Source organism: Natrialba asiatica DSM 12278 (genome assembly GCF_000337555.1).
GTDB classification, from domain to species: Archaea; Halobacteriota; Halobacteria; order Halobacteriales; family Natrialbaceae; genus Natrialba; species Natrialba asiatica.
This window is the reverse complement of record NZ_AOIO01000040.1, coordinates 236,808-256,036: the sequence shown is the minus strand read 5'-3', so window position 1 is coordinate 256,036 and position 19,229 is coordinate 236,808. Positions and strand designations below refer to the sequence as shown.

22 protein-coding genes are annotated in these 19,229 nt (G+C 65.6%); 11 read left to right on the top strand and 11 right to left on the bottom strand.

The genetic code is table 11. The features are described from left to right. Window positions 1-121 precede the first annotated feature (121 nt). The gene (gene eif1A / locus C481_RS18830) at window positions 122-412 is read right to left on the bottom strand and encodes a translation initiation factor eIF-1A (RefSeq protein WP_006110924.1); all 291 of its coding nucleotides are present in this window, start codon (window positions 410-412) and stop codon (window positions 122-124) included. Between the two features lie 115 nt (window positions 413-527). Between eif1A and C481_RS18825 the strand changes: the two genes are divergently transcribed. Continuing rightward, window positions 528-707: a DUF7470 family protein gene (locus C481_RS18825; RefSeq protein ID WP_006827001.1), complete on the top strand. Its 180-nt coding sequence runs from the start codon at window positions 528-530 to the stop codon at window positions 705-707. A 118-nt stretch (window positions 708-825) separates the two neighbouring features. Then, a complete protein-coding gene (locus tag C481_RS18820) occupies window positions 826-1,086 on the top strand; it encodes a hypothetical protein (RefSeq protein WP_006110922.1) in 261 nt (86 codons plus the stop codon). Here C481_RS18820 and C481_RS18815 read toward each other — a convergent pair. Continuing rightward, window positions 1,083-3,056: a DUF460 domain-containing protein gene (locus C481_RS18815; RefSeq protein ID WP_006110921.1), complete on the bottom strand. Its 1,974-nt coding sequence runs from the start codon at window positions 3,054-3,056 to the stop codon at window positions 1,083-1,085. The two genes, C481_RS18820 and C481_RS18815, sit on opposite strands and share 4 nt — an antisense overlap. Before the next feature lie 123 nt (window positions 3,057-3,179). Beyond that, entirely contained in the window at window positions 3,180-4,112 is a 933-nt protein-coding gene (gene rnz, locus C481_RS18810) for a ribonuclease Z (RefSeq protein WP_006110920.1), read from the bottom strand. A gap of 160 nt (window positions 4,113-4,272) precedes the next feature. Here rnz and C481_RS18805 point away from each other — a divergent pair, with 160 nt between their 5' ends. The 3 genes from C481_RS18805 to C481_RS18795 all read left to right on the top strand — a co-directional run bounded on the left by C481_RS18805 (window position 4,273) and on the right by C481_RS18795 (window position 6,947). Continuing rightward, window positions 4,273-5,385, top strand: coding sequence for a DUF7282 domain-containing protein (locus C481_RS18805; protein WP_006110919.1), 1,113 nt, complete (start codon window positions 4,273-4,275; stop codon window positions 5,383-5,385). Between the two features lie 39 nt (window positions 5,386-5,424). Next, complete coding sequence (locus C481_RS18800) at window positions 5,425-6,429, top strand: AAA family ATPase (RefSeq protein WP_006110918.1); 1,005 nt, start codon at window positions 5,425-5,427, stop codon at window positions 6,427-6,429. A 74-nt stretch (window positions 6,430-6,503) separates the two neighbouring features. Continuing rightward, window positions 6,504-6,947 (top strand): acyl-CoA thioesterase, encoded by a 444-nt coding sequence (locus tag C481_RS18795; protein ID WP_006110917.1) that lies wholly within the window; start codon window positions 6,504-6,506, stop codon window positions 6,945-6,947. Between the two features lie 40 nt (window positions 6,948-6,987). On the opposite strand, the gene C481_RS18790 is transcribed toward C481_RS18795, so the two are convergent. Further along, complete coding sequence (locus C481_RS18790; protein ID WP_006110916.1) at window positions 6,988-8,064, bottom strand: RNA methylase; 1,077 nt, start codon at window positions 8,062-8,064, stop codon at window positions 6,988-6,990. Between the two features lie 168 nt (window positions 8,065-8,232). On the opposite strand from C481_RS18790, the gene C481_RS18785 reads away from it, so the two are divergent. Next, entirely contained in the window at window positions 8,233-8,793 is a 561-nt protein-coding gene (locus C481_RS18785) for a TATA-box-binding protein (RefSeq protein ID WP_005554970.1), read from the top strand. Between the two features lie 211 nt (window positions 8,794-9,004). Then, entirely contained in the window at window positions 9,005-10,075 is a 1,071-nt protein-coding gene (locus tag C481_RS18780) for a potassium channel family protein (protein ID WP_006110915.1), read from the top strand. A gap of 66 nt (window positions 10,076-10,141) precedes the next feature. Here the strand turns inward: C481_RS18780 and C481_RS18775 are convergent, their stop codons facing one another. After that, entirely contained in the window at window positions 10,142-10,567 is a 426-nt protein-coding gene (locus tag C481_RS18775; protein WP_006110914.1) for a universal stress protein, read from the bottom strand. A 182-nt stretch (window positions 10,568-10,749) separates the two neighbouring features. Continuing rightward, on the bottom strand, window positions 10,750-11,037 hold the full coding sequence (locus C481_RS18770) for a DUF5789 family protein (RefSeq protein ID WP_006110913.1): 288 nt from the start codon (window positions 11,035-11,037) through the stop codon (window positions 10,750-10,752). Between the two features lie 152 nt (window positions 11,038-11,189). Between C481_RS18770 and C481_RS18765 the strand changes: the two genes are divergently transcribed. Both C481_RS18765 and C481_RS22335 read left to right on the top strand, forming a co-directional pair. Then, a complete protein-coding gene (locus C481_RS18765) occupies window positions 11,190-11,990 on the top strand; it encodes a PHP domain-containing protein (RefSeq protein WP_006110912.1) in 801 nt (266 codons plus the stop codon). Between the two features lie 59 nt (window positions 11,991-12,049). Next, the gene (locus C481_RS22335; protein ID WP_006110911.1) at window positions 12,050-12,214 is read left to right on the top strand and encodes a DUF6757 family protein; all 165 of its coding nucleotides are present in this window, start codon (window positions 12,050-12,052) and stop codon (window positions 12,212-12,214) included. 39 nt (window positions 12,215-12,253) lie between these two features. On the opposite strand, the gene C481_RS18760 is transcribed toward C481_RS22335, so the two are convergent. The 4 genes from C481_RS18760 to C481_RS18750 form a co-directional block, all read right to left on the bottom strand. Further along, entirely contained in the window at window positions 12,254-12,577 is a 324-nt protein-coding gene (locus C481_RS18760) for a 4Fe-4S dicluster domain-containing protein (protein WP_006110910.1), read from the bottom strand. A 113-nt stretch (window positions 12,578-12,690) separates the two neighbouring features. Next, complete coding sequence (locus C481_RS18755) at window positions 12,691-13,497, bottom strand: TrmB family transcriptional regulator (protein WP_006110909.1); 807 nt, start codon at window positions 13,495-13,497, stop codon at window positions 12,691-12,693. A gap of 68 nt (window positions 13,498-13,565) precedes the next feature. After that, window positions 13,566-13,718: a hypothetical protein gene (locus C481_RS22330; RefSeq protein ID WP_169331463.1), complete on the bottom strand. Its 153-nt coding sequence runs from the start codon at window positions 13,716-13,718 to the stop codon at window positions 13,566-13,568. A 104-nt stretch (window positions 13,719-13,822) separates the two neighbouring features. Further along, window positions 13,823-14,998: an MFS transporter gene (locus C481_RS18750; RefSeq protein WP_006110907.1), complete on the bottom strand. Its 1,176-nt coding sequence runs from the start codon at window positions 14,996-14,998 to the stop codon at window positions 13,823-13,825. A 317-nt stretch (window positions 14,999-15,315) separates the two neighbouring features. Between C481_RS18750 and C481_RS18745 the strand changes: the two genes are divergently transcribed. Beyond that, window positions 15,316-16,431, top strand: a complete 1,116-nt coding sequence (locus C481_RS18745; protein ID WP_006110906.1) for an asparaginase — start codon at window positions 15,316-15,318, stop codon at window positions 16,429-16,431. Between the two features lie 57 nt (window positions 16,432-16,488). On the opposite strand, the gene C481_RS18740 is transcribed toward C481_RS18745, so the two are convergent. Further along, a complete protein-coding gene (locus tag C481_RS18740; RefSeq protein WP_006110905.1) occupies window positions 16,489-17,991 on the bottom strand; it encodes a hypothetical protein in 1,503 nt (500 codons plus the stop codon). Between the two features lie 114 nt (window positions 17,992-18,105). On the opposite strand from C481_RS18740, the gene hemB reads away from it, so the two are divergent. Further along, a complete protein-coding gene (gene hemB / locus C481_RS18735; protein WP_006110904.1) occupies window positions 18,106-19,110 on the top strand; it encodes a porphobilinogen synthase in 1,005 nt (334 codons plus the stop codon). Window positions 19,111-19,229 lie beyond the last annotated feature (119 nt).

Genomic DNA, 19,229 nt, shown 5'->3' with positions numbered 1-19,229 from the left:
GCGTAGTGTGACTTCGAGGGCCGCCGTCACGGCGGACGCCCGCACGGCTACTGCTGTGGGGCCTCCCGTTCGCTAAAAAGCGTCAACGCGAGAAGAGATGCAACCCGAGGGCGCTACCGAGCTACTGAATGTGGCCTTCCCGGCGCAACTGGTCCGCGTCGCTCTTCTCGTAGCGCCAGGTGATGTCCGCCTTCTCGTCCTGCCAATCCCAGGGTTCGACGAGGACTACGTCGTCTTCGCGAATCCAGATCCGCTTTTGCATCTTCCCGGGAATCCGTGCTGTCCGTTCTTTCCCGTCTGCACAGCGTACTGTCACTCGATTTGCGCCGAGCATATTCGTGACGGTCGCAAAGACCTCATCCTCGTCAGGCATTCGGAGGTTCTTCCGACCGCCCTCGCCGTCGTCGCTCATGCAGCACGATTCGGGTTCGAACGGTTTAACCCTTTATCGATTCGCCGTCCGTCGCCCGTTCTCGTCCGGACGCCGAACCACGCCGTTTATTTCGCTCGCCTGTGCAGGCCAGCACATGCTGAAAAATCTCGGACTGCTCGGTATCGTCGGCATCGTCGTTCTCCTCGCCGGAATCGGTGTGATCGCGTACGCAAATTGGATGGTCGCCGTCGGCATCGCGCTCGTCCTCGCCGGACTCGGACTCGTCGTCAAATCCCTCGTCTCGAGCGTACTCAAGCAGTTCGGCATGTTCTGAACGCTCGGCTAACCGCCCAGTCGGCCGCTCGAACGGCCGTATCATTTCTCCGGAACGTTTTGTCGTTACACCGCCTCGAACTCGTACGGGGAACACGCTCCAGTACTACGACCGCATCTTGCTCGCACTCGGCGCGAGTATCGGGAGCGGCGCGGTTCTCGGCCTTGCAACCCCTCTCCCATTCCCCGCGGCCATCATCGGGCCCGGGCTCGTCGCCATCGCGTTCATCGGCCGCGCCCTATTCATCAACGGTCCGGTCAGCGAGGTCGCCGATCTCGGCGAGGAAATCGAACTCGAGGACGTACCCCGGTTTCTCGCACCGGTCGAATCCGTCGAGTACCGAGTTCAGCGTGACGGAGCAGATAGCGCGGGTCGTTAGACTTCGTTGTCGCCCGCACGGTGTTCGCTGATGAGCTGATCCACCATCGCCGCCTTCCGATCCCGCCGGCGTTCGCGGGCTCGGTCGTGCCAGTCGTCGATCACGGCCTCGATGTCTTCCTCGCGCGCAACGGCGAGTTCATCGACTTCCTGCATGGCCACGTCGCCCGCCGGACCCACGGGAATCTCGTTTTCGAAGAGGATCTCGTCTGCGACCTCCGAGAGCCCGCCGTCTTTGAGAATCACTCGCGGCTCGAACTCGGCGAGGAGTTCGGCCGTCGAGCGCCCGGCACCGCTCGCGTCTCGAAGGTAGACCGCGTCGTCGATCGCGATGCCGTACTGGTCGTCGGCTTCGCGGATCGCTCCCTTGGTGAACTTCTCGACGACCTTGACGGGAGCCAGCCCCTCCTTCTCGGCGGACACGTCGCTGAAATTCGAGTGATCGAGTTTCCAGAGGGCTTTCATCCGTTCGACCTTGTCCTCGAGTTCGTCGACGCGGTCGCGGGCCCCGTCGCGTTCGTACTCGAGTCGCTCGGCTTTGCGGCGGTGTCGCGTCACCTCGCGGTTCTGGCGGACTTCCTTGCGTTCCGCCCGTCGCGCACCGCTCAGTTCGTCCTCGAGTTCGTCGATGCGATCCTCGCGCTCTTCGAGTCGCCCTTCGAGCGTCTCGACGTGTGACTGGAGGCGGTCGACCTGCCGTTCTAGGTCCTTGATCCGCCGTTCGTCCTCGGTCAGTTCGCGAGGTTCGTGTTCGGTCGTCGCCTCGTCCGCACCGTCGTTGTCTTCGAGATCCGCGAGGACGGCTTCGACGCTCTCCTCGCCGGCGACGACGCGGGCGATCACTTCGCCGCGGTCGATCCCCGGCGGGAGTTTGTCGGCGATGCGCTTGAACTGGTCTTCGTGGGCGTCGGCGGCGTACAGGGCGGCCGCCATCGCGTCGCGCTGGTGATCGTCGTCGTAGGGCTGCTCGCGCGTGCGATGTTGCTTCTCGTCGATCGGCAGGTCCGACTCCGGCGTCCAGCCCGCGGCGTCGAAACTCCGGCGGAACTTCTCGACCGTTTCGGGCATCGGCGTCACGTCCGCCGCGACGACGATCGGTCGCCCCCGCTCGACGATCCACTCGATCACGTCGGCGGTATCGCTCGTGCGCGAACTCCAGACGTCCAGCACCTCGCCCTCGAGCCCCGCGATGGCGACCGCGGTCGTCGTCCCCGGATCGATCCCGACAACGACGTGATCTCGGCGCTTTGCCAGCGGCCTGAACTCGATCCCGTCCCGGCGTTCGCGCTCGATTTCGACCCGTACGTCGCCCGAGCGGGCGCTGGAAACGGGGATGTCGCTCGGTCGCGCTTCGACGGTGAACACGGCGTTCGCGTAACCGCCGTAGGCTTCCCGAATATCCGTCTCGTAGGCGAGGTTCGCGTCCTCGAGTTCGGATTCGACCTCGCGGGCGCGGCGCTTGACGGCCCCGTGGATGCGGCGGGTGTAGCGGTCCTCGCTCCAGCCGCCGCTTCCGGTCGACCGGCCGCGTGAGACTTTGACGGTCGTGGTGTCGGTAAAGGCGGAGACCTCGTGGCCGACGTTGTGGGCGGCGAGGCGGGCGGCGGCCTCGGCCTCTTTCATCGGTTCCTTGCCGTAGGGGATGCCGTGGCGTTTCGCAACGCGAGAGAGCGGCTCGGGCTGTTCGGCTCCCGTCACTTGCACCAGTTTCGTCCCGGTCGGCAACGAGCCGAGCAGGTGGATGAGCTGGTCCTTGTCGGCGGCCAGCTCGTACATGTTGTCCGTCGCGACGATCGCCGGCTCCTCGTCGTCGATCAGCCGCCTGAGTTTTCGGTGGGAGACGACGTCCCGAGTGACGGTTTCGCCGTCGAACTCGACCAGCGCGTACGACGGTGCGTCGCCGCGTATGTCGCCGCTCTGGATGTCGATCCCAAAGACGACTGCATCGAGCGCACTCGTTCGCGTACTCACGACGGGGTATAGGGGCGAGTCGAGTATAAATCCGGCGCGGCGACAACGCTGCTGAGAACCAGTGAAACACTCGTCGCGAGCGATGTCGAGGATTTCCTTCGCGGGTATCGGAACGGTCCGTCGTCACTCGGGCGCGTTTGGGTACGGAATCTCGAGTTCGTCGCCGTCCGCGGGGACGAACGTCTCGCCGTCGAAGACCTCGCGAGCCTCGGCGAGGTGATCGCCGGTATGGCCCGCGTAACGCGAGGAGAGGTGCATTAGCGCGAGTCGGTCCGCACCCGCGCGACTCGCGAGTTCGGCAGCCTGCCGCGCCGTCGAGTGGGCGGTTTTGGCCGCGCGGTCCGCGCGGTCCGCGGCGAAGGTCGCGTCGTGGATCAGCAGGTCCGGTTCGTCCGCAACCTCGACCGTCGCCGCAGTGGGCCGCGTGTCGCCCGTGTAGACGATCGTTCGGCCGGGTCGGGGCTCGCCGACGACCTGTTCGGGTTCGACGACGGTGCCGTCCTCGAGTTCAACCGCCTCGCCCTCGTGGAGTTTCGAGAACTTCGGACCGACGGGGACGCCCAGTTCTTCGGCGCGGTCGCGGTCGAAGCGGCCCTTGCGGTCGTCCTCGACGAGCGCGTAGCCGACCGAGTTCGTGTCGTGGTCGGTATCGAAGGCTCGGACCTCGAACTCGGCGGCGCGGTAGGCGACGTCGCCGTCGCCGACTTCGCTGATGCGCACCGGAAACGAGGGGCGATTGTTGAGGGCGTTGACCAGTCCCTTGAGCTGGCGACGCGTCCCGCGGGGAGTGTGGATCGCCAGGGCCGCTTCGCGGTCATTGAAGGCCATCGTCTGGAGGAGTCCCGGGATCCCGAGGACGTGATCGCCGTGGAGGTGCGTGACGAACAGATGCGAGACGGAAAACCCGGTCCCAAAGCGCATCATCTGTCGCTGGGTACCCTCACCGGCGTCGAACAACAGCCCCTCACCCTTGCGGGAGACGTGGATACTGCTCGGATTCCGTTCGGTCGTCGGAATCGCGCCGGCCGTCCCCAGAAACGTCACGCGTAGTGGCATCTGGTAGGGTGTTCGACGGGCCGCGGCTAAACCGGCTTCGAATCGTGACTCTGGATGAGAGCGAGAAGCAGTCGCTCGAAGCGACTCGAAACCCGTGAACGGACGGCGCGTTTTACGTCATTCGAGTCCGTATCCCCGGTCGCTATCCACCCCCAACCCAATGAGTTCGAGATCGACTTTCGGTACTATCAAACGCGTCGTCGCCATCCTGATCGCGATCATAATCGTCCTGGCCGCCGGAATCGTCGTCGGGCAGGCACCCACCCTCTTCGGGATCGAGGAAGACCCCGAAGCATCGATCGAGTTCACGGATCAACAGGGCAACGGAACGGCAGTCACGATCGACGAGGTGAGCCTGTCTGACGGCGGATTCGTCGTCATTACCGCCAACAGTGATGGCTCGGAATCGATCGCGGTCTCCGATCCGCTCGAAGCAGGCACCCACGAGAACGTCACGGTCGACTTAGCCGAAGATGCCGACCGCGAACTGCTCGGGCGACTCACCGCGACGGTCCACCAGGATACCGACGACGACGAAACGTACACCTACGGGGAGAGCGACGGCGAGGAAGACCGTCCGTATCTCGACGCCGGCTATCCGGTCAGCGCCACTGCGACGGTCACCGCAGACGAGACTGACGACGCGCTCGGCGATTCGTTCGTCATCGATTCGCTCGACGTTCCGGACACCGCGACGACGAACGAGACGATGAACGTCACCGTCAACGTACGGAATCCGACCGACATCCGCGCTCAACAGAACGTCGAACTTCGGCTCGACGGCCAACTCGTCGAGTGGCAGTCCGTCGATCTTGACGGCGGCGAGACAACCGAACTCACCTTCGAGGTCGACACCCGCGGCACGCCACCGGGCGAACACCCCCTCAGCGTCCAAACGAACCGCGACGGCACAGTCGAACTCGTCGAGTTCGAGTTCCACACCGACCCCAGTGTCGAAGTGACGAACGCGACCGAGGACCGCATCATCACCGATGTCGCGACGCCCACCGAGGGGTTCGTCGCCGTCGAAAACGACAGCGGCGAGATACTCGCCACGAGCGACGAACTCGACTCCGGCGAGCACGAGGAGGTCCGCATCTCGATCCCGGAAAACGTCTCCGTCGACGGGGAGGCTGAACTCACCGCGGTCGTCTACGAGGGTGATCCCGACACACCAGAATCGGCATCGCCGTACGAGGAGGACGGGGATCGGATCGAGACGACGTTCACGATTGGAACGACACCGAACGGCCAGACGACTGACGCGGAGTAATCGACCGATTCTTACCCGTTCCGACCATAGCACCCGTCGATGGACGCGCCGCTGTGGACCGACACGTACGCGCCCGAGTTGGCCGAGTTGCCACAGGACGACGCCCGCGAGTACTTAGCGCGGGCCGTCGACGAGCCGATCAATCTCCTGCTGCAGGGACCGCCCGGAAGCGGCAAGACCGCAGCGGCGCGCGCACTCGCCCGCGAAGCGCACGCGGACCCGGACAACGATCTAATCGAGATCAACGTCGCCGACTTCTTCGGTCGGACGAAGACCGAGATCAAGAACGACCCGCGGTTCGCGCAGTTCCTCGTCGGGCGCTCCTCGATGTCCAAACGCGACATGATCAATCGCGTCCTCAAGGAATCCGCAAGCTACGCCTCCGTCTCGGGGGAGTACAAGACGATCCTGCTCGACAACGCCGAGGACGTCCGCGAGGACTTCCAGCAGGCACTGCGCCGGATCATGGAGCAACACCACCGGACGACGCAGTTCATCGTCGCTACCCGCCAGCCGACGAAACTCATTCCGCCGATCCGATCGCGGTGTTTTCCCGTCTCCTTTCGCTCGCCGACGACCGCCGAAATCGTCACCGTCCTCGAACGCATCGTGGAGGCCGAAGCCGTCGAATACGACGAGGACGGCCTCGAGTTCGTCGCCGGCTACGCCGACGGCAACCTTCGGCAGGCCATTCTGGCGGCTCAGACGACCGTCGAGGACGAAGGCGAACTCACGATGAGTGCAGCCTACGAAACGATCGGCGAAGTCGGGCTGGACGACGAGATCGAATCCATGCTCGACGACGCGGAAGCCGGCGAGTTCAGCGACGCGCGAAAGACGCTGGACGACCTGCTCGTCGACGAGGGATTAGACGGCGAGGAAGTTCTCGACTCCGTTCTGGAACTCGCACGTAAGCGCTATCAGGGGGCGAAACTGGCCCGGATACACCGACTGGCCGCGGATATCGAGTTCGAGATGCACGAAGGAACGAGCGATCGCATTCACGTCTCGCACCTGCTTGCTGAACTCGGGCGGGACGCCTGATTCGGACGGCATTACGATGCCGCGTCGCGGGCGGGTGAAGCAAATTTCTTCACCCCGTCGGGCGAAGGGCCGGTATGCCAACCGTTCGCGAAACCCATATTCAGAACCGCTTTCCCGTTCAGCCGAACCACGCAAACAGCAACGGCACGCTCCACGGCGGCAATCTGATGAAGTGGCTCGACGAGGTCGGCGGGATGGCGGCGATGCGCTTTGCCGGCGAAACCTGCGTCACCGCGCGGGTCGACAGCCTCTCGTTCGAGCGGCCGGTCCAGATCGGCGACACCGCGCTAGTCGAAGCCTACGTCTACGATGCGGGGCGAACGAGCGTCCACGTCGCCCTTCGAGCCTGGCGCGAGAACCCGCGAACCGGCGAGACCGAAAAGACGACCGAGTCGTCGTTTACCTTCGTCGCGATCGACGACGACGGGACCCCCATCCCAGTACCTGAACTCGGCGTCGAAACGGACGAGGGCGAGCAACTCCGAGAGCGAGCGCTCGCGGCCGATTACAGATCCTAAGGCGGCTGTTTCCTACCAAACCGCTCGTCACGAACACGAGCTATTCGAGCACCAGCACGTATCGCGTCAGCGATCGGTGAACTCGGCGCTCGAAGGACGCCTCGAGTTCCCAGCCCGCGTCCCGCGCCTCGCGCTCCCAGGATCGGTCGGCGACGACGACGGCCCGCGAGGCGACGCGGCGAGCCTCGGCGAGCGCGCCGGCGACGAGATCCTCGAGTCGGTGGGTGTCGATCTTCGACTGGCGGCCGTAGGGCGCGTCGAAGATCACGCCGTCGACGGCGTCGTCCGCGAGCGGCAGGCGCGTGCCGTCGCCGCGACCGACGTGCCAGGAGCCGCGCTCGACGCCGATGGGCGACGGCTCGTCGCGATCCAGGAAGTGAGCCAGGTTCTTTCGAGCCCCTTCGGTCATCTTCGCCTGCGCGTCGGTGCCGATCACGTCCGCGCCGACGAGGCCGGCCTCCACGAGGACGCCGCCGGTGCCACACATCGGATCCAAGAGGGTGCGGCCGGGCCGCGCGCCGGCGATGTTCGCGACCGCGCGAGCGAGCAGCGGGTCCATGCTGCCGGGCTGGAAGAACGGCTTGTCCGTCGGAGCGCGAGCGCCGAAGTCGCGGACGCTCTCGGCGGCGAGCCAGCCGAGGGCACAGACGGAACCCCAATCGGAGTCTCTCGCGTGCCCGCTATCGCTGTCTCCCGCCGTCGATCCGTCCGCCGGCTCGGCCGAAAACACGGCTCGCAAGAGGTGGTCCGGATCGTCGAGGTCGACGTCGAACCCGCGATCGACCAACACCTGCCCGAGTTCACGTTCGGCGCGTGCAGTGCTGATACCGGTCGAGCCGTGCACGTCCGTCGCGCGGACGGCGACGGTTCCCGGCGGCTCGCGCTCGAGCGTCGCCGCGTCAAGCAGCGCGCGGGCGCTTTCGAGGTCGGCGTCGGTTTCGGTTCGACCCAGTAACTCGCTCGCGCGGTGCGTATAAGCCAGTCCGCGGACCCGCTCGGATGCGATGCCGCGCGCGACGCCGAGTCCGGGCGCGATCCGTCGTACGTCGCTCGCGGCGCTACGGGCCTCCCGGGCCGCAAAGGCGTCGTCCTCGCCGCCGAACTCGAGGAGGTACACGATGAGTCGTCACCGCGGGCCGAGTATGAGCCTACCGTTTTCGGTGGCACGATCGACGTCGGCTTCGCCTCGACTACCGGTTAAGACCGCCCCGTACTCAATGAACCGGATATATCAGGTGTCGGTACCAAGCTTTATAAACCTTAAATACGTCTTTTTAAGCGACTTATGACGGATCCGAAGGACACCATCAACATCGAAAACGTGGTGGCGTCGACCGGCATCGGGCAGGAACTCGACCTCCAGAGCGTCGCGATGGACCTCGAGGGGGCCGACTACGACCCAGAACAGTTCCCCGGTCTCGTCTACCGGACGCAGAATCCAAAATCCGCAGCGCTGATCTTCCGCTCGGGGAAGATCGTCTGCACCGGGGCAAAGAGCACTGACGACGTCCACGAGAGCCTTCGTATCGTCTTCGATAAGCTCCGTGAACTCCAGATTCAGGTCAACGAAGACCCAGAAATCGTCGTCCAGAACATCGTCACCTCGGCCGACCTCGGGCGGAACCTCAACCTGAACGCGATCGCGATCGGCCTGGGGCTCGAAAACATCGAGTACGAACCGGAGCAGTTCCCCGGTCTCGTCTACCGCCTCGACGAACCCGAAGTCGTCGCACTGCTTTTCGGTTCGGGCAAGCTCGTCATTACCGGCGGCAAGAAGCCTAAAGACGCCGAACACGCGGTCGACAAGATCGTCTCCCGACTCGAGGATCTCGGCCTGCTCGAGTAACGCGACTCGACTTTCGTTTCCGACGCCGACGGTTCGAGTGTCGACGCTGCCGCCATCGCCCCCCGTTTCCGTTTCGTCGCCCATCCTCGTTTTCCACCGGTTTCATCACTCCTCGCTCTTTCACCCCCCACCCCCGCTATCGATCGCCCGCTGTCGTCCGTCGCTGGCCCATCGTTAACGGTCCGCCATCCCGTAGTAGTGTGACGAATCTATGAACCCGCTGTTTCTCCTCGCCGGAACCGTCGTACTGGCCGCCGTCATCGTCGACTTACTCTGGACGACGCTCTGGGTTGACGGGGGTTCCGGCCCGCTGTCCGGTCGGCTCACGACCGGCGTCTGGCACGGCCTTCGGCGTGTCACCGACAACTACCCCCGCGCGCTCAGCCTCGCCGGCCCGATCATCCTCGCGCTCACCCTCGCGATGTGGATCGGACTCATCTGGCTCGGCTGGACGCTCCTCTTTGCCGGGGGCACGACAGCCCTCGCCGACAGTCAGACCGGCGACCCCGCAACCTGGGCCGGACGGCTCTACTACGTCGCCTACACGATGTTCACCAGCGGGAACGGCGACTACACGCCGACGAGTTCAGTCTGGGAACTCGTCAGTTCGTTCACGACGGCGACGGGGATGGCCTTCGTCACGCTCGGCGTCTCATACGTCCTCTCGGTGCTCGGCGCGGTTTCCGAAAAGCGAGCGTTCGCCAGCGACGTGACCGGGCTGGGCGAGCGCAGCGAGGCGTTCGTGCGGACGAGCTGGACCGGTGACGTCGCCCCTTCCGATTACGATTCCGAAACCGACGGTCGCCGCCCGGACGGTGGGCGAGCCGGCGAGGCGCAGAACCCGTTCAGCGGCCTCGAGTTGCCGCTCGAATCGCTCGCCTCCCAGCTCAGTCTCCTTGCGGAGCAGCACAAGTCCTACCCGATCTTGCACTACTACCACAGCGAGCAGGCCATGCAGGCCTCCGCCGTCGCCGTCCCGATCCTCGACGATGCGCTCACGCTCTTTCGGCACGGAGTCCCGGCCGACGAGCAACTCGATCCGACGCTGGTCGAGAACGCGCGCACGAGCGTCGACAGTTACCTCGAAACGCTGGACACGGCGTTCATCGATCCGGCCGAAGAAGTGCCACCGGAACCCGAACTCGAGCGACTGCGCGAGGAGGGGATTCCGACCGTCTCCGACGAGGAGTTCGACGCTGCGCTCGCGGAGCTATCGGATCGCCGACGGAAGCTACTGGGCGTCGTTCGGGCCGACGCGTGGGAGTGGCCGCCGGCGAAGTGATGGCGCGGGGCGACCGGCCTCGAGCGCCGGTCCCGGTCCCGGTCCCCGCCGTGACCGAGAACGGACTCACCGAACGATCGTCACCGGAACCGGCGAGCGTCGCGTCACCGTCTCGGCGACGCTCCCGAGAAGCACCCGGCTGACGCCGTGTCGACCGTGGCTCCCCATGACGATGTGATCGACGTCGTGCGTCGAAACGTACTCGGTAATCGTCTGTGCCGGCGTCCCGATCTCGAGTTCAGTCTCGGTCGTCACGTCGCGATCTGCAACCTGGCTGCGGGCGTCATCGAGGAGTTCGGTGCCGTGCGCCCGGAGCTGATCGATGAACTCGTCCGTGAAGATGGCGCCGTCAGTGCCGTAGGTGGAGAAGTTTCCCACGTCGATGACGTGCAAGAGCGTGATCGTCGCGTCCGGGTATTCCTCGACGGCGAACGTGAGCGCCGACCGGGATTGCTGTGACCGATCGATCGGAACGAGGACGTGTTCTGGCATGTGTCTAGTTAGCACTCGGTATCTAAATCGTTGCCGTTCGTCGGCCGATCGGCGTCTCATCCTCGGAGTCGATCGGCCGGATGAGGAGACACTGCGATCGGCGAATGAGGAAAGCCTGTAATCGCCTGAATCGGAGACGCGTTATCGAAGGTTTCGAACGGACAGAAGGGTGTGCCGCAGTCCTAGAACGAGACGGCATCCGGCGAGTACGGACTCCCGACCGGCGTCGGATCGCGGTCGCTGTAACCGACACGGCCAACGGCCTTGTTGCTCACGGCCGAGTAGACGGCGAGGTGGGCGTCGTCCGCCGATTCGAAGGTTTCGGACTCGAGGCGGGCGAGCACGTCGCTGACCGTCTCGGAGCCGTTCGGGAGTTCGAGGACGCGGTCGCCACAGTCCTCGATCAGTTCCTCGGTCGTCGCGGGGTACTCGTGGTCGTCGATGACCTCGGCGGTGCCGTTTGAAAGCATTACACCCAGTTGTCCGTGAACAATGATTATAAATATTGTCCATAATGGATTCCTAGTGCCACCCAAGACCTAATACAGCTAGAATGGGTCGTCACCGCACGACCGAACCGACACTGAAAACGCCTTTATCGCCGGGACGGCTCGCATGAGCCATGCCCTACGCCGACCTGCACGTCCACACGACCCGCTCCGACGGTAGCCTCGAACTGGCGGACATCCCCGCGGCTGCCCGCCGGTCCGACGTCTCGGTCGTCGCCGTCACGGATCACGATCGGCTCCAACCGTTCGACGCTCCCCTCTCGGAACGCGACGGGGTGACCGTCGTCAACGGCATCGAACTCCGCGTCGAACTCGACGACGAGATCGGTGTTTCCGACGGGGGCGACCGGCGCGTCGACCTCCTGGCCTACGGCATCGAACCCACGGCTGAACTCGAATCGCTGACGGCGCGCATCCAGGAGAACCGCATCGAGCGCGGCCGGGCCATCGTCGACCGCGTCGAAGAGCGCCTCGACATCGACCTCGACGTTACCGTCGGCGACGGCTTCGGCCGCCCGCACGTCGCCCGCGCCGTCGACGCCAATCCGAACACCGACTACGACTACGGGGACGCCTTCGAGCACCTCATCGGCGACGACGGCCCCTGCTTCGTCGCCCGCGACATCCCGTCGTTCGAGGAAGGCCGACGAATACTCGCGGACGCCGCACAACTCGTCTCGCTCGCCCACCCGCTTCGCTACCCTGACCCGGACGGCGCGCTGGAATACGCCGCGGAACTCGACGCCGTTGAACTCGCGTATCCCTACGGTCGATCGGTGGATCGCACGCCGGTCGAGCGGGCCATCGAACGATACGACCTCCTCGCGACTGGCGGCACCGACGCCCACGATGAGACGCTCGGCGTCGCCGGTCTCACCGAGGCCGAGTTCAGTCGGCTGAATCTGACAGCGTGAAAATGTAAATCCTGGCCGGGAGCGGAGGGTTCAATGTTCCGTGTCTCCAACGAAGCAGTATGAACTGCCACTACTGTGACCGCGAGGCCGCCTTCGCCGCCGAATCCGATGGCCTCAAAGTCGGGCTCTGCGAGGAACACTTCCGCGAGCGGTTACAGGAGCTCGCCGAAGCCGACGGCCTCGAGAACTTGAAGGAGAAGGTCGACGTGGATCGTGCCGAGTAACGCCTTGGGAAGGCGTCTGACTGGTTGGTAGTGGCCGATTCAGGCCGATCGTCCGGCGTCGACATCGATCGCGTCGACCGGACAGACATCGACGCAGAGCATGCAATCGATACACTGGGCCTCGTTTGCGGGGTCCGCTTTTTCCTCGCTTTCAGGGTGACCCGGCGTATCAAGCCACTCGAAGACGTCGACCGGACAGTCCTCGAGACAGGCACCGTCGGCGATGCAGAGATCGAAGTCGACGGCGACGTGTGTCCCGTGGATACCGAGTTCGTCCGGTTCATCGACGGGACCCCAGACGCTGTGGCCCTCGTGGTCGTCGACCTGCTCGCGGGTTTCGTGAAACTGCGGATCGATGGCCATTGCTAGCAGAGGAGAAGGGCCGATGCGTACTTAAAAGCACGGACTCGGGGTCTGCGGTGTAACCGATTGACCGCCCGCTCGCCGGACTGACGATTCGGATTTTTCGCTCGGCCTCATCCGCCATCCGTCCGGTCGTCGGCATACTGCTCCAGCCGGTTGTCGAGTAGCGTTCGCACCCAGGCTGCAAAGCCGTGATCGTTACCGTAGGTCCACACCGCCGTTTCCTTGACGACATCCGGAAGGTCGCTCTCCCTGATCCCGACCGCGACTATCGACTGGCCGTCGACAACGAGGAGTTGTCCCGGCCGTTCGTCGTAGATCGTGGCGGTCGTCTCGAGGTCGGGCGCGACGACGATGTCGTCGGCCGGAACCGAACTCTCGAAGGCGTCCCTGTCGTCCGCGGTGGGAACCTCGATGTGAACGTCGACGCCGCGATCGACTGCCGCCGCCAGTCCGTCACGAGTTCGGCGGTCGACGACCGACGTGTCGGCGACGACCAGATGGATCGTCTCAGCAGCCTCCTCCAGAAAGGAGACGATTCGATCGGTGACGTGATCGGGTTGGGAAATCGCCCACATTCCCTCGTCCTCCCGAGACGCCGGCTCTTCGACCTGCGTGAGAGCGTTCTCGGCGGCGCTGATCCGCGAATCGAAGTCCTCTCGGAGCCGCCGACAGGCCGTTTCGACGGACACGGCTTTGTACTCGCGGGGTTCGGTCTGCTGGACGTCGACCAATCCGTTTCGGTCGAGTCGTTCGATCGTGTCGTACACCCGCGATCGAGGGATGTCTGCAACCTGACTGATCTCCTTGGCAGTGCCTTTCGGGAGGCGCGTGAGCGCGACGAAACAGCGCGCTTCGTACTCCGTGAGCCCGATCTCCACGAGCGTGCTGATCGCTTCCTCGGCTTTCTCGGCGGACACACGCGATACAGGATTCGAAGCGGGTAAAGTTCGGGGCCTTCAGCAGACGAGTCCGCAGAACGATCCGGTCAGCCGAGCAGCCGAAACGAGGACCCGCCACAGGGACAGCCGTCGACGGAGCCGATCGGTGCGATCTTGTGGGTCGAGGTTACCCAGACCGCGAGCGCCTTGCCGCAGGCCTCACAACGTGCTGCGCCTCTCTGTCGCGTTGATTCCGTCATCATGCGGATTTCGTCGGTGGGTAATATAAACATATTGTCGTTTTAGCAGTAGTACGACGGTCGTTACTGCTGTCGTAACAACAGCGCGCTCACAACTGCAGATGTCAGTACCCGAGCGAGAGCGCCCAGTTGACGACGAGCGCACAGAGCACGAGCGCCAGCAGGCCCGCGAGCATGCCGAAGGCAACCCCCCAGTTGAAGAGGTCCGCTACCAGTCCGGTGCCGACCGAGCCGAGCGCGCCGACGAAACCGTAGACGGTGCGGATGAGGCCGAAGCCGGCCCCGCGTTCGGCGTCCGAAAGCACGTCCATGAACCGCGGCAGCAGGGCGGCCCCCCAACCGAGTCCGGTGCCGATCAGGAGCACGGCGACGGCCACGGCGGTGAAGCCTGGACCGACGACGAGCAGCGCGAACCCGGCCGACGCCAGGAGCATACAGCCCGCCGTGGCGAAATCGCGACCGTAGCGGTCCGAAATCGCCCCGACGCCGACCTGCGTCGTCGCCTGGACGACGAAGTAGCCGGCGAAGACGACGCTCGCGAGTTCAGTCGAGTAGTTCCGGTGGTGTTCGAGGAACGTGGGGAGAAACGAGGAGGTCGCCTGCCAGACGAACGCGGCGGCGATGGCGAGGCAGATCGGAAACGCGACCTGCGGCCGAGAGAGGAGGTCGATCATGGCGCCGAGGTCGAAGCGGTTGCGCATCGGTTGGTCGGGCCGTCGGGGGTCGGTCGGCTCGATGAACCGCGCGAAGAGGACGTAGACCAGGATAGCAATCGGAACCGCGATGGCGACGGCCGGCCGCCAGCCGTAGGTGACGCCGACCCAGCCGGCGATCGGCGGCGCGATGAGCCCGGCGGCGGGACCGCCGCTGTTGTGAATGCCGATCGCGGCCCCGATCTCGTCGTAGGTCCGGGTGAGCAGCGTCGTGGCGACGCTGTAGTGGAGGCCGGCGACGGCACCCAGCGCGACCGTGCCGAGGACGAAGACGTCGAAAACGGGGGCGACCGCGAGGAAGAGGCTCGTCGCCGCCGTGCCGCCGACGGCGATCAGGATGATCGGGCGCTCGCCGTACCGGTCGGCGAAGATACCGCTCGGGAACTGCGAGAGGAAATAGGCCATCCACATGCCCGTCATCGCGATGCCGACGACCGTGTTCGAGACGCCGAACTCGTCCTTGATCATCGGCAGGACGGGGCTGATCGCCAGGCGGCCGACCATCGTCGCGAAGAACGCGAGCGTCGACAGTGCGAGGACGGTCTCGCTGTACCGCCAACGTCTCATTCGTGGTCCCGCCGGCGCGTCGTCTGATCGACCGGCTGTCTCGCGTGGTCGTGTCGTCGGGGTATCGTCGCCATTGTCGAGCGCATCGGGCGTGAGTAGTGGTCTCGGCGGTCGAAAACGCGGCGTCCCGACCGGTCACTCGCGCCGAGAGTTCATCCGTTCGTCACCGGCGTGTACGGATGAGGATATTGGTCCCGGCAGTCGCCGCCGTGGAGTGGCGTGACGGTGCTCACCACAGACCACCGGTGACAGTCCCATTTGCCGTGCCGACCGCGCGCTGGACTAGAGCCTTCCCGCTGGGGTGCGAGGTGAGCGGTATGGAGACGGGACGATCACGGTCACAATCGCGGTCGGAATCACGCTCGCAGCCACACGTCAGAATCCTCAGCACCGGCGGTACCATCGCGAGCACGGGCGAGAGCGAGACGAGCGGAAAGACGCCCACCCGTACCGGCGACGAACTCGTCGAGGCCGTTCCGGAACTGGCCGACTACGCGACCGTCAGCGTCGAGACGGTCTGTCAGCGCTCGGGATTCCAGATAACCGCCGAGCAGGCGACGGCGATCGTCGATGCGGCCGAACGCGCCGCCGAAGACGGCGTTACCGGCGTCGTCGTCACCCACGGCACCGACACGATGGCCGAATCCGCCTACTACCTGGACCTCGTCTCGGCGGCCGACGTTCCGGTCGTGTTCACCGGCGCGCAGCGTCCCTTCGACCAGCCCGGCACCGACGGCCCGGCAAATCTTCTCACAGCCGTTCAGACGGTCGTCGACGACCGATTTCGGTCCGGCAGCTATCTCGCGTTCAACGACGCCGTTCACGCCGCCCGCTGGGTCCGCAAATCCCACACGAGCAAACTCGAAACGTTCGCCTCGCCCGGCGCGGGGCCGGTCGCCGAACGCACGCCGAACGGACTGCGAACGTTCCGCGAGCCGCGCAGCTACAGCGACGCCGCGGCGATTCCGGACGCCGGCGCGCGAATCGACGCCGACGTGCGCGTCGAACTCGTGACGAACGCGATGGGCGTCGACGGCAGACAGGTCGAGCGCGCACTCGACGACGGGACCGCCGACGGCTTCGTCCTCGCCGGCACCGGACTCGGTAACGCGACCGGCGAACTCGGGGCCACACTCGAATCCGCGATCGACGCCGGCTACCCCGTCGTCCTCACCTCCCGCTGCCACGCCGGGAGTTCGGCCGGCCTGTACGGCGGCCCCGGCGGCGGACGAACGCTTCTCGACGCCGGCGCGATTTCCGGCGGCGACCTTCCACCGTGGAAGGCCAGGGTGAAAACTGAACTCGTGCTGTCGGCCGGCGGGGCGGGGGAAACGGGTGCGAACTCGGACCAGAGCTTGGACGCGGACGCGAACGCAGGGACGCCGCACGAACGGGTCGCGGCCGCGTTCGACGGCGTCGAGTCGGTCGTCTGAGTCGCGTCCGAATCGCACCCGAGTTGCGAGCCCAACCCCGCCGTCGCTCGCGCTCGCTCACTCCGACTCGAGCGACCCGGTCGCTTCGAACAACTCGCCGTCGTAGGCGACCGTCCGCGTCACGCCCTCGTCGTAGCCGAACCAGCCGAGCGCGGTGCTGCGATCCGTCCGGACCAGCACCCGGTCGACGCCGTCGTCGAAGAGCGGCAGCGAGTTGCGGAAGCTGCGGAACTGCCGTCGGGGAAGCTGTTCGGGAACGAGACGTTCGGCGGCAGCGCCGGCGTCGTCGGAGGAATCGGCTCGATCGATGGTGACGGTCGCCGGACGGCGAGCCGCCTCGTAGTTCGGCAGTCGGACGACGAGCGTATCGCCTCCGTCCTCGTCGATCACCGCGTCCGCCTCCGGGTCGACCCGGATCTCGGGCGCCTCGAGATCGAACAGCGCCGCGTGGGTCCCCGAACCGGCGCTGTAGCCGACCGTGTAGGCGTACCGACCGCCGCCGAGATGGCCAATCGTCCGAGCGTCCTCGCGGTCGATCGGATCGCCGTCGTAAAGGAACAGTTCCGACGCCGCGGTCGTCCCCGGATCAACCCACGAGAACGGGTCCAGAATCGCCCAGGGCGCGATCGAATGCCACGCGCCGTCGACGAGCTTGTACAACCGCCACTGATGGGGGTTGCCGGACAGCCGTTCGTCGCCGTGATTGACGAGGGAGAACTCGATACGCGCCGGAGCCGCGACCGATTCGCGACTCGGCTCGAGAAAGACCGGCGTTTCCGGCGTCGCCTCGTGGTACCACCGCATCGCTCCGTTCTCCGCACCGGGAATCGCCGGCACGTCCGTCCCGTCGAACCGCGAGTCGCCGTCCGGACCGGGTTCCGCGGTCGGCCAGACGGTCACCGTGAACGCTCCCTCCCGCCGGCCGAACCGGTAGCGACCGGCTTGAATCGGCTGTGAATCGCGCTGGTAGTGCCCCAGTAGGTAGTACTCGCACTCGACCTGTTCCTCGGCCTCGAGCGTGAGCGTGTCGGGGAACCACTCGTCTCGAACGCTGTCGAGCCGCCAGCGGCCGTCGTCGTCGCGGCTGAACGGCGGCGCCGTCTCGGCGAGCGGGTGATCCGCGGCGGGGGCGAGGTAGGCGGCGTCGCCGCTCGAGCGACTGGCGGGCGAATCGTCGAGCACGACCAGCCGGCCCGGTTCGAACGTCTGTTCGTAGGACCGTCCGTTCTCGACCACTGCCGCGAGCGTCGCCGGCGAGGACGAGGTCGCCGGCTCGACGAAATCGAGCGTCGCGACGAGGCCGTCGTCCGTGCGAACGCTCCCGTTGACGACGGCCGTCAGCGGCGCCGTCTCGAAGTCGACGATCGTTGGCTGTTCGAACGAGCCTCCGACTCCCCCTGCATCGTCCGCGTCGGCGTCTGCGTTGGGGTCGGTACTCACCTGCGCCGGGGGTCGTTGCGGCGAGTCGTCGAACCTGAGGCGGTCGGTACAGCCCGCGAAGAGGGCGCTTCCCCCGGCCCCGGCGACGACCCGGAGAAAGCGGCGGCGATGGCGGTCCACACGTCAGAACGGTTTCGTTTCATCATAAAAGTGAAGTTAGCTCAAAGCGGTCTTTCATCTACCCCGACGGACCGCGAACGCACCGCTTTTGCGTATGCCGTCAGTAACGCCAGTATGGATCTCACACATCGCCCGCGGCGGCTCCGGCAGGACCGGATCCGCGGGCTCGTCAGCGAGACGAGCCTCGAGCCGACGGATCTCATCGCGCCGGTGTTCGTCGATGCGACGACGGCGGAGCGCCAGCCGATCGAGTCGATGCCGGGCCACGAGCGCGTGCCGATCGAGGACAGCGTCGCTCGCGTCGAGGAGGTGCTCGAAACCGGCGTCGAAGCGGTGATGCTGTTCGGGATTCCGGAATCGAAGGATGCGAAGGGGACGCGGGCCTGGGCCGAAGACGGCGTGGTCCAGGAGGCGACGCGACGGATTACCGCCGAGACGGACGCCTACGTCATCACCGACGTGTGTCTGTGCGAGTACACCGAGCACGGCCACTGCGGAACGCTCGAACCCGGTATCCGCGAGACCGAGACTGGATCGCGCGAGGATCCGTCGTTGACCGTCGACAACGACGCGACGCTCGACTCGCTCCGACGGACGGCCGTCTCTCACGCCGCGGCCGGCGCGGACATGGTCGCGCCGAGTAGCATGACCGACGGTATGGTGGGCGCGATTCGAGACGAACTCAACGGCGAGGGGTTCGACGACGTGCCGATCATGAGTTACGCCGCGAAGTACGAGAGCGCCTTCTACGGCCCGTTTCGGGACGCCGCCGACGGGGCACCCGCCTTTGGCGACCGCCGCCACTACCAGATGGACCCCGCCAACGCCCGCGAGGCCATGCGCGAGGTCCGCCTCGATGTCGAGCAGGGCGCGGACGTACTACTGGTCAAACCCGCGCTTCCGTACCTCGACATCGTGGCCGACGTTCGCCGCGAGTTCGAGCAGCCGGTCGCCGCCTACAACGTCTCCGGGGAGTACGCGATGCTCCACGCCGCGGCGGAGAAGGGGTGGCTCGATCTCGAAGCGGCCGCCCACGAATCGCTGCTGTCGATCAAGCGGGCCGGAGCGGATCTGATTCTGACGTACTTCGCCGAGGACATCGCCGAACAACTGCGTTGAACGGAGGTCCATTTCGGGGGCATTGCCCCACCGACTGCGAACGTATCGTCGGATTTGGATCCGATACTCGATCGGTAACACGTGGGCATCTACGGCAAACCCAGTGTGAGACACCACCA

Coding starts and splice junctions, on each gene's coding strand:
- C481_RS22330 (WP_169331463.1), bottom strand. CDS start 13,718: ATGACGGAATCAACGCGACAGAGAGGCGCAGCACGTTGTGAGGCCTGC.
- C481_RS18800 (WP_006110918.1), top strand. CDS start 5,425: ATGGACGCGCCGCTGTGGACCGACACGTACGCGCCCGAGTTGGCCGAG.
- hemB (WP_006110904.1), top strand. CDS start 18,106: ATGGATCTCACACATCGCCCGCGGCGGCTCCGGCAGGACCGGATCCGC.
- C481_RS22335 (WP_006110911.1), top strand. CDS start 12,050: ATGAACTGCCACTACTGTGACCGCGAGGCCGCCTTCGCCGCCGAATCC.
- C481_RS18770 (WP_006110913.1), bottom strand. CDS start 11,037: ATGCTTTCAAACGGCACCGCCGAGGTCATCGACGACCACGAGTACCCC.
- eif1A (WP_006110924.1), bottom strand. CDS start 412: ATGAGCGACGACGGCGAGGGCGGTCGGAAGAACCTCCGAATGCCTGAC.
- C481_RS18745 (WP_006110906.1), top strand. CDS start 15,316: ATGGAGACGGGACGATCACGGTCACAATCGCGGTCGGAATCACGCTCG.
- C481_RS18765 (WP_006110912.1), top strand. CDS start 11,190: ATGCCCTACGCCGACCTGCACGTCCACACGACCCGCTCCGACGGTAGC.
- C481_RS18805 (WP_006110919.1), top strand. CDS start 4,273: ATGAGTTCGAGATCGACTTTCGGTACTATCAAACGCGTCGTCGCCATC.
- C481_RS18760 (WP_006110910.1), bottom strand. CDS start 12,577: ATGGCCATCGATCCGCAGTTTCACGAAACCCGCGAGCAGGTCGACGAC.
- C481_RS18785 (WP_005554970.1), top strand. CDS start 8,233: ATGACGGATCCGAAGGACACCATCAACATCGAAAACGTGGTGGCGTCG.
- C481_RS18780 (WP_006110915.1), top strand. CDS start 9,005: ATGAACCCGCTGTTTCTCCTCGCCGGAACCGTCGTACTGGCCGCCGTC.
- C481_RS18825 (WP_006827001.1), top strand. CDS start 528: ATGCTGAAAAATCTCGGACTGCTCGGTATCGTCGGCATCGTCGTTCTC.
- C481_RS18775 (WP_006110914.1), bottom strand. CDS start 10,567: ATGCCAGAACACGTCCTCGTTCCGATCGATCGGTCACAGCAATCCCGG.
- rnz (WP_006110920.1), bottom strand. CDS start 4,112: ATGCCACTACGCGTGACGTTTCTGGGGACGGCCGGCGCGATTCCGACG.
- C481_RS18795 (WP_006110917.1), top strand. CDS start 6,504: ATGCCAACCGTTCGCGAAACCCATATTCAGAACCGCTTTCCCGTTCAG.
- C481_RS18750 (WP_006110907.1), bottom strand. CDS start 14,998: ATGAGACGTTGGCGGTACAGCGAGACCGTCCTCGCACTGTCGACGCTC.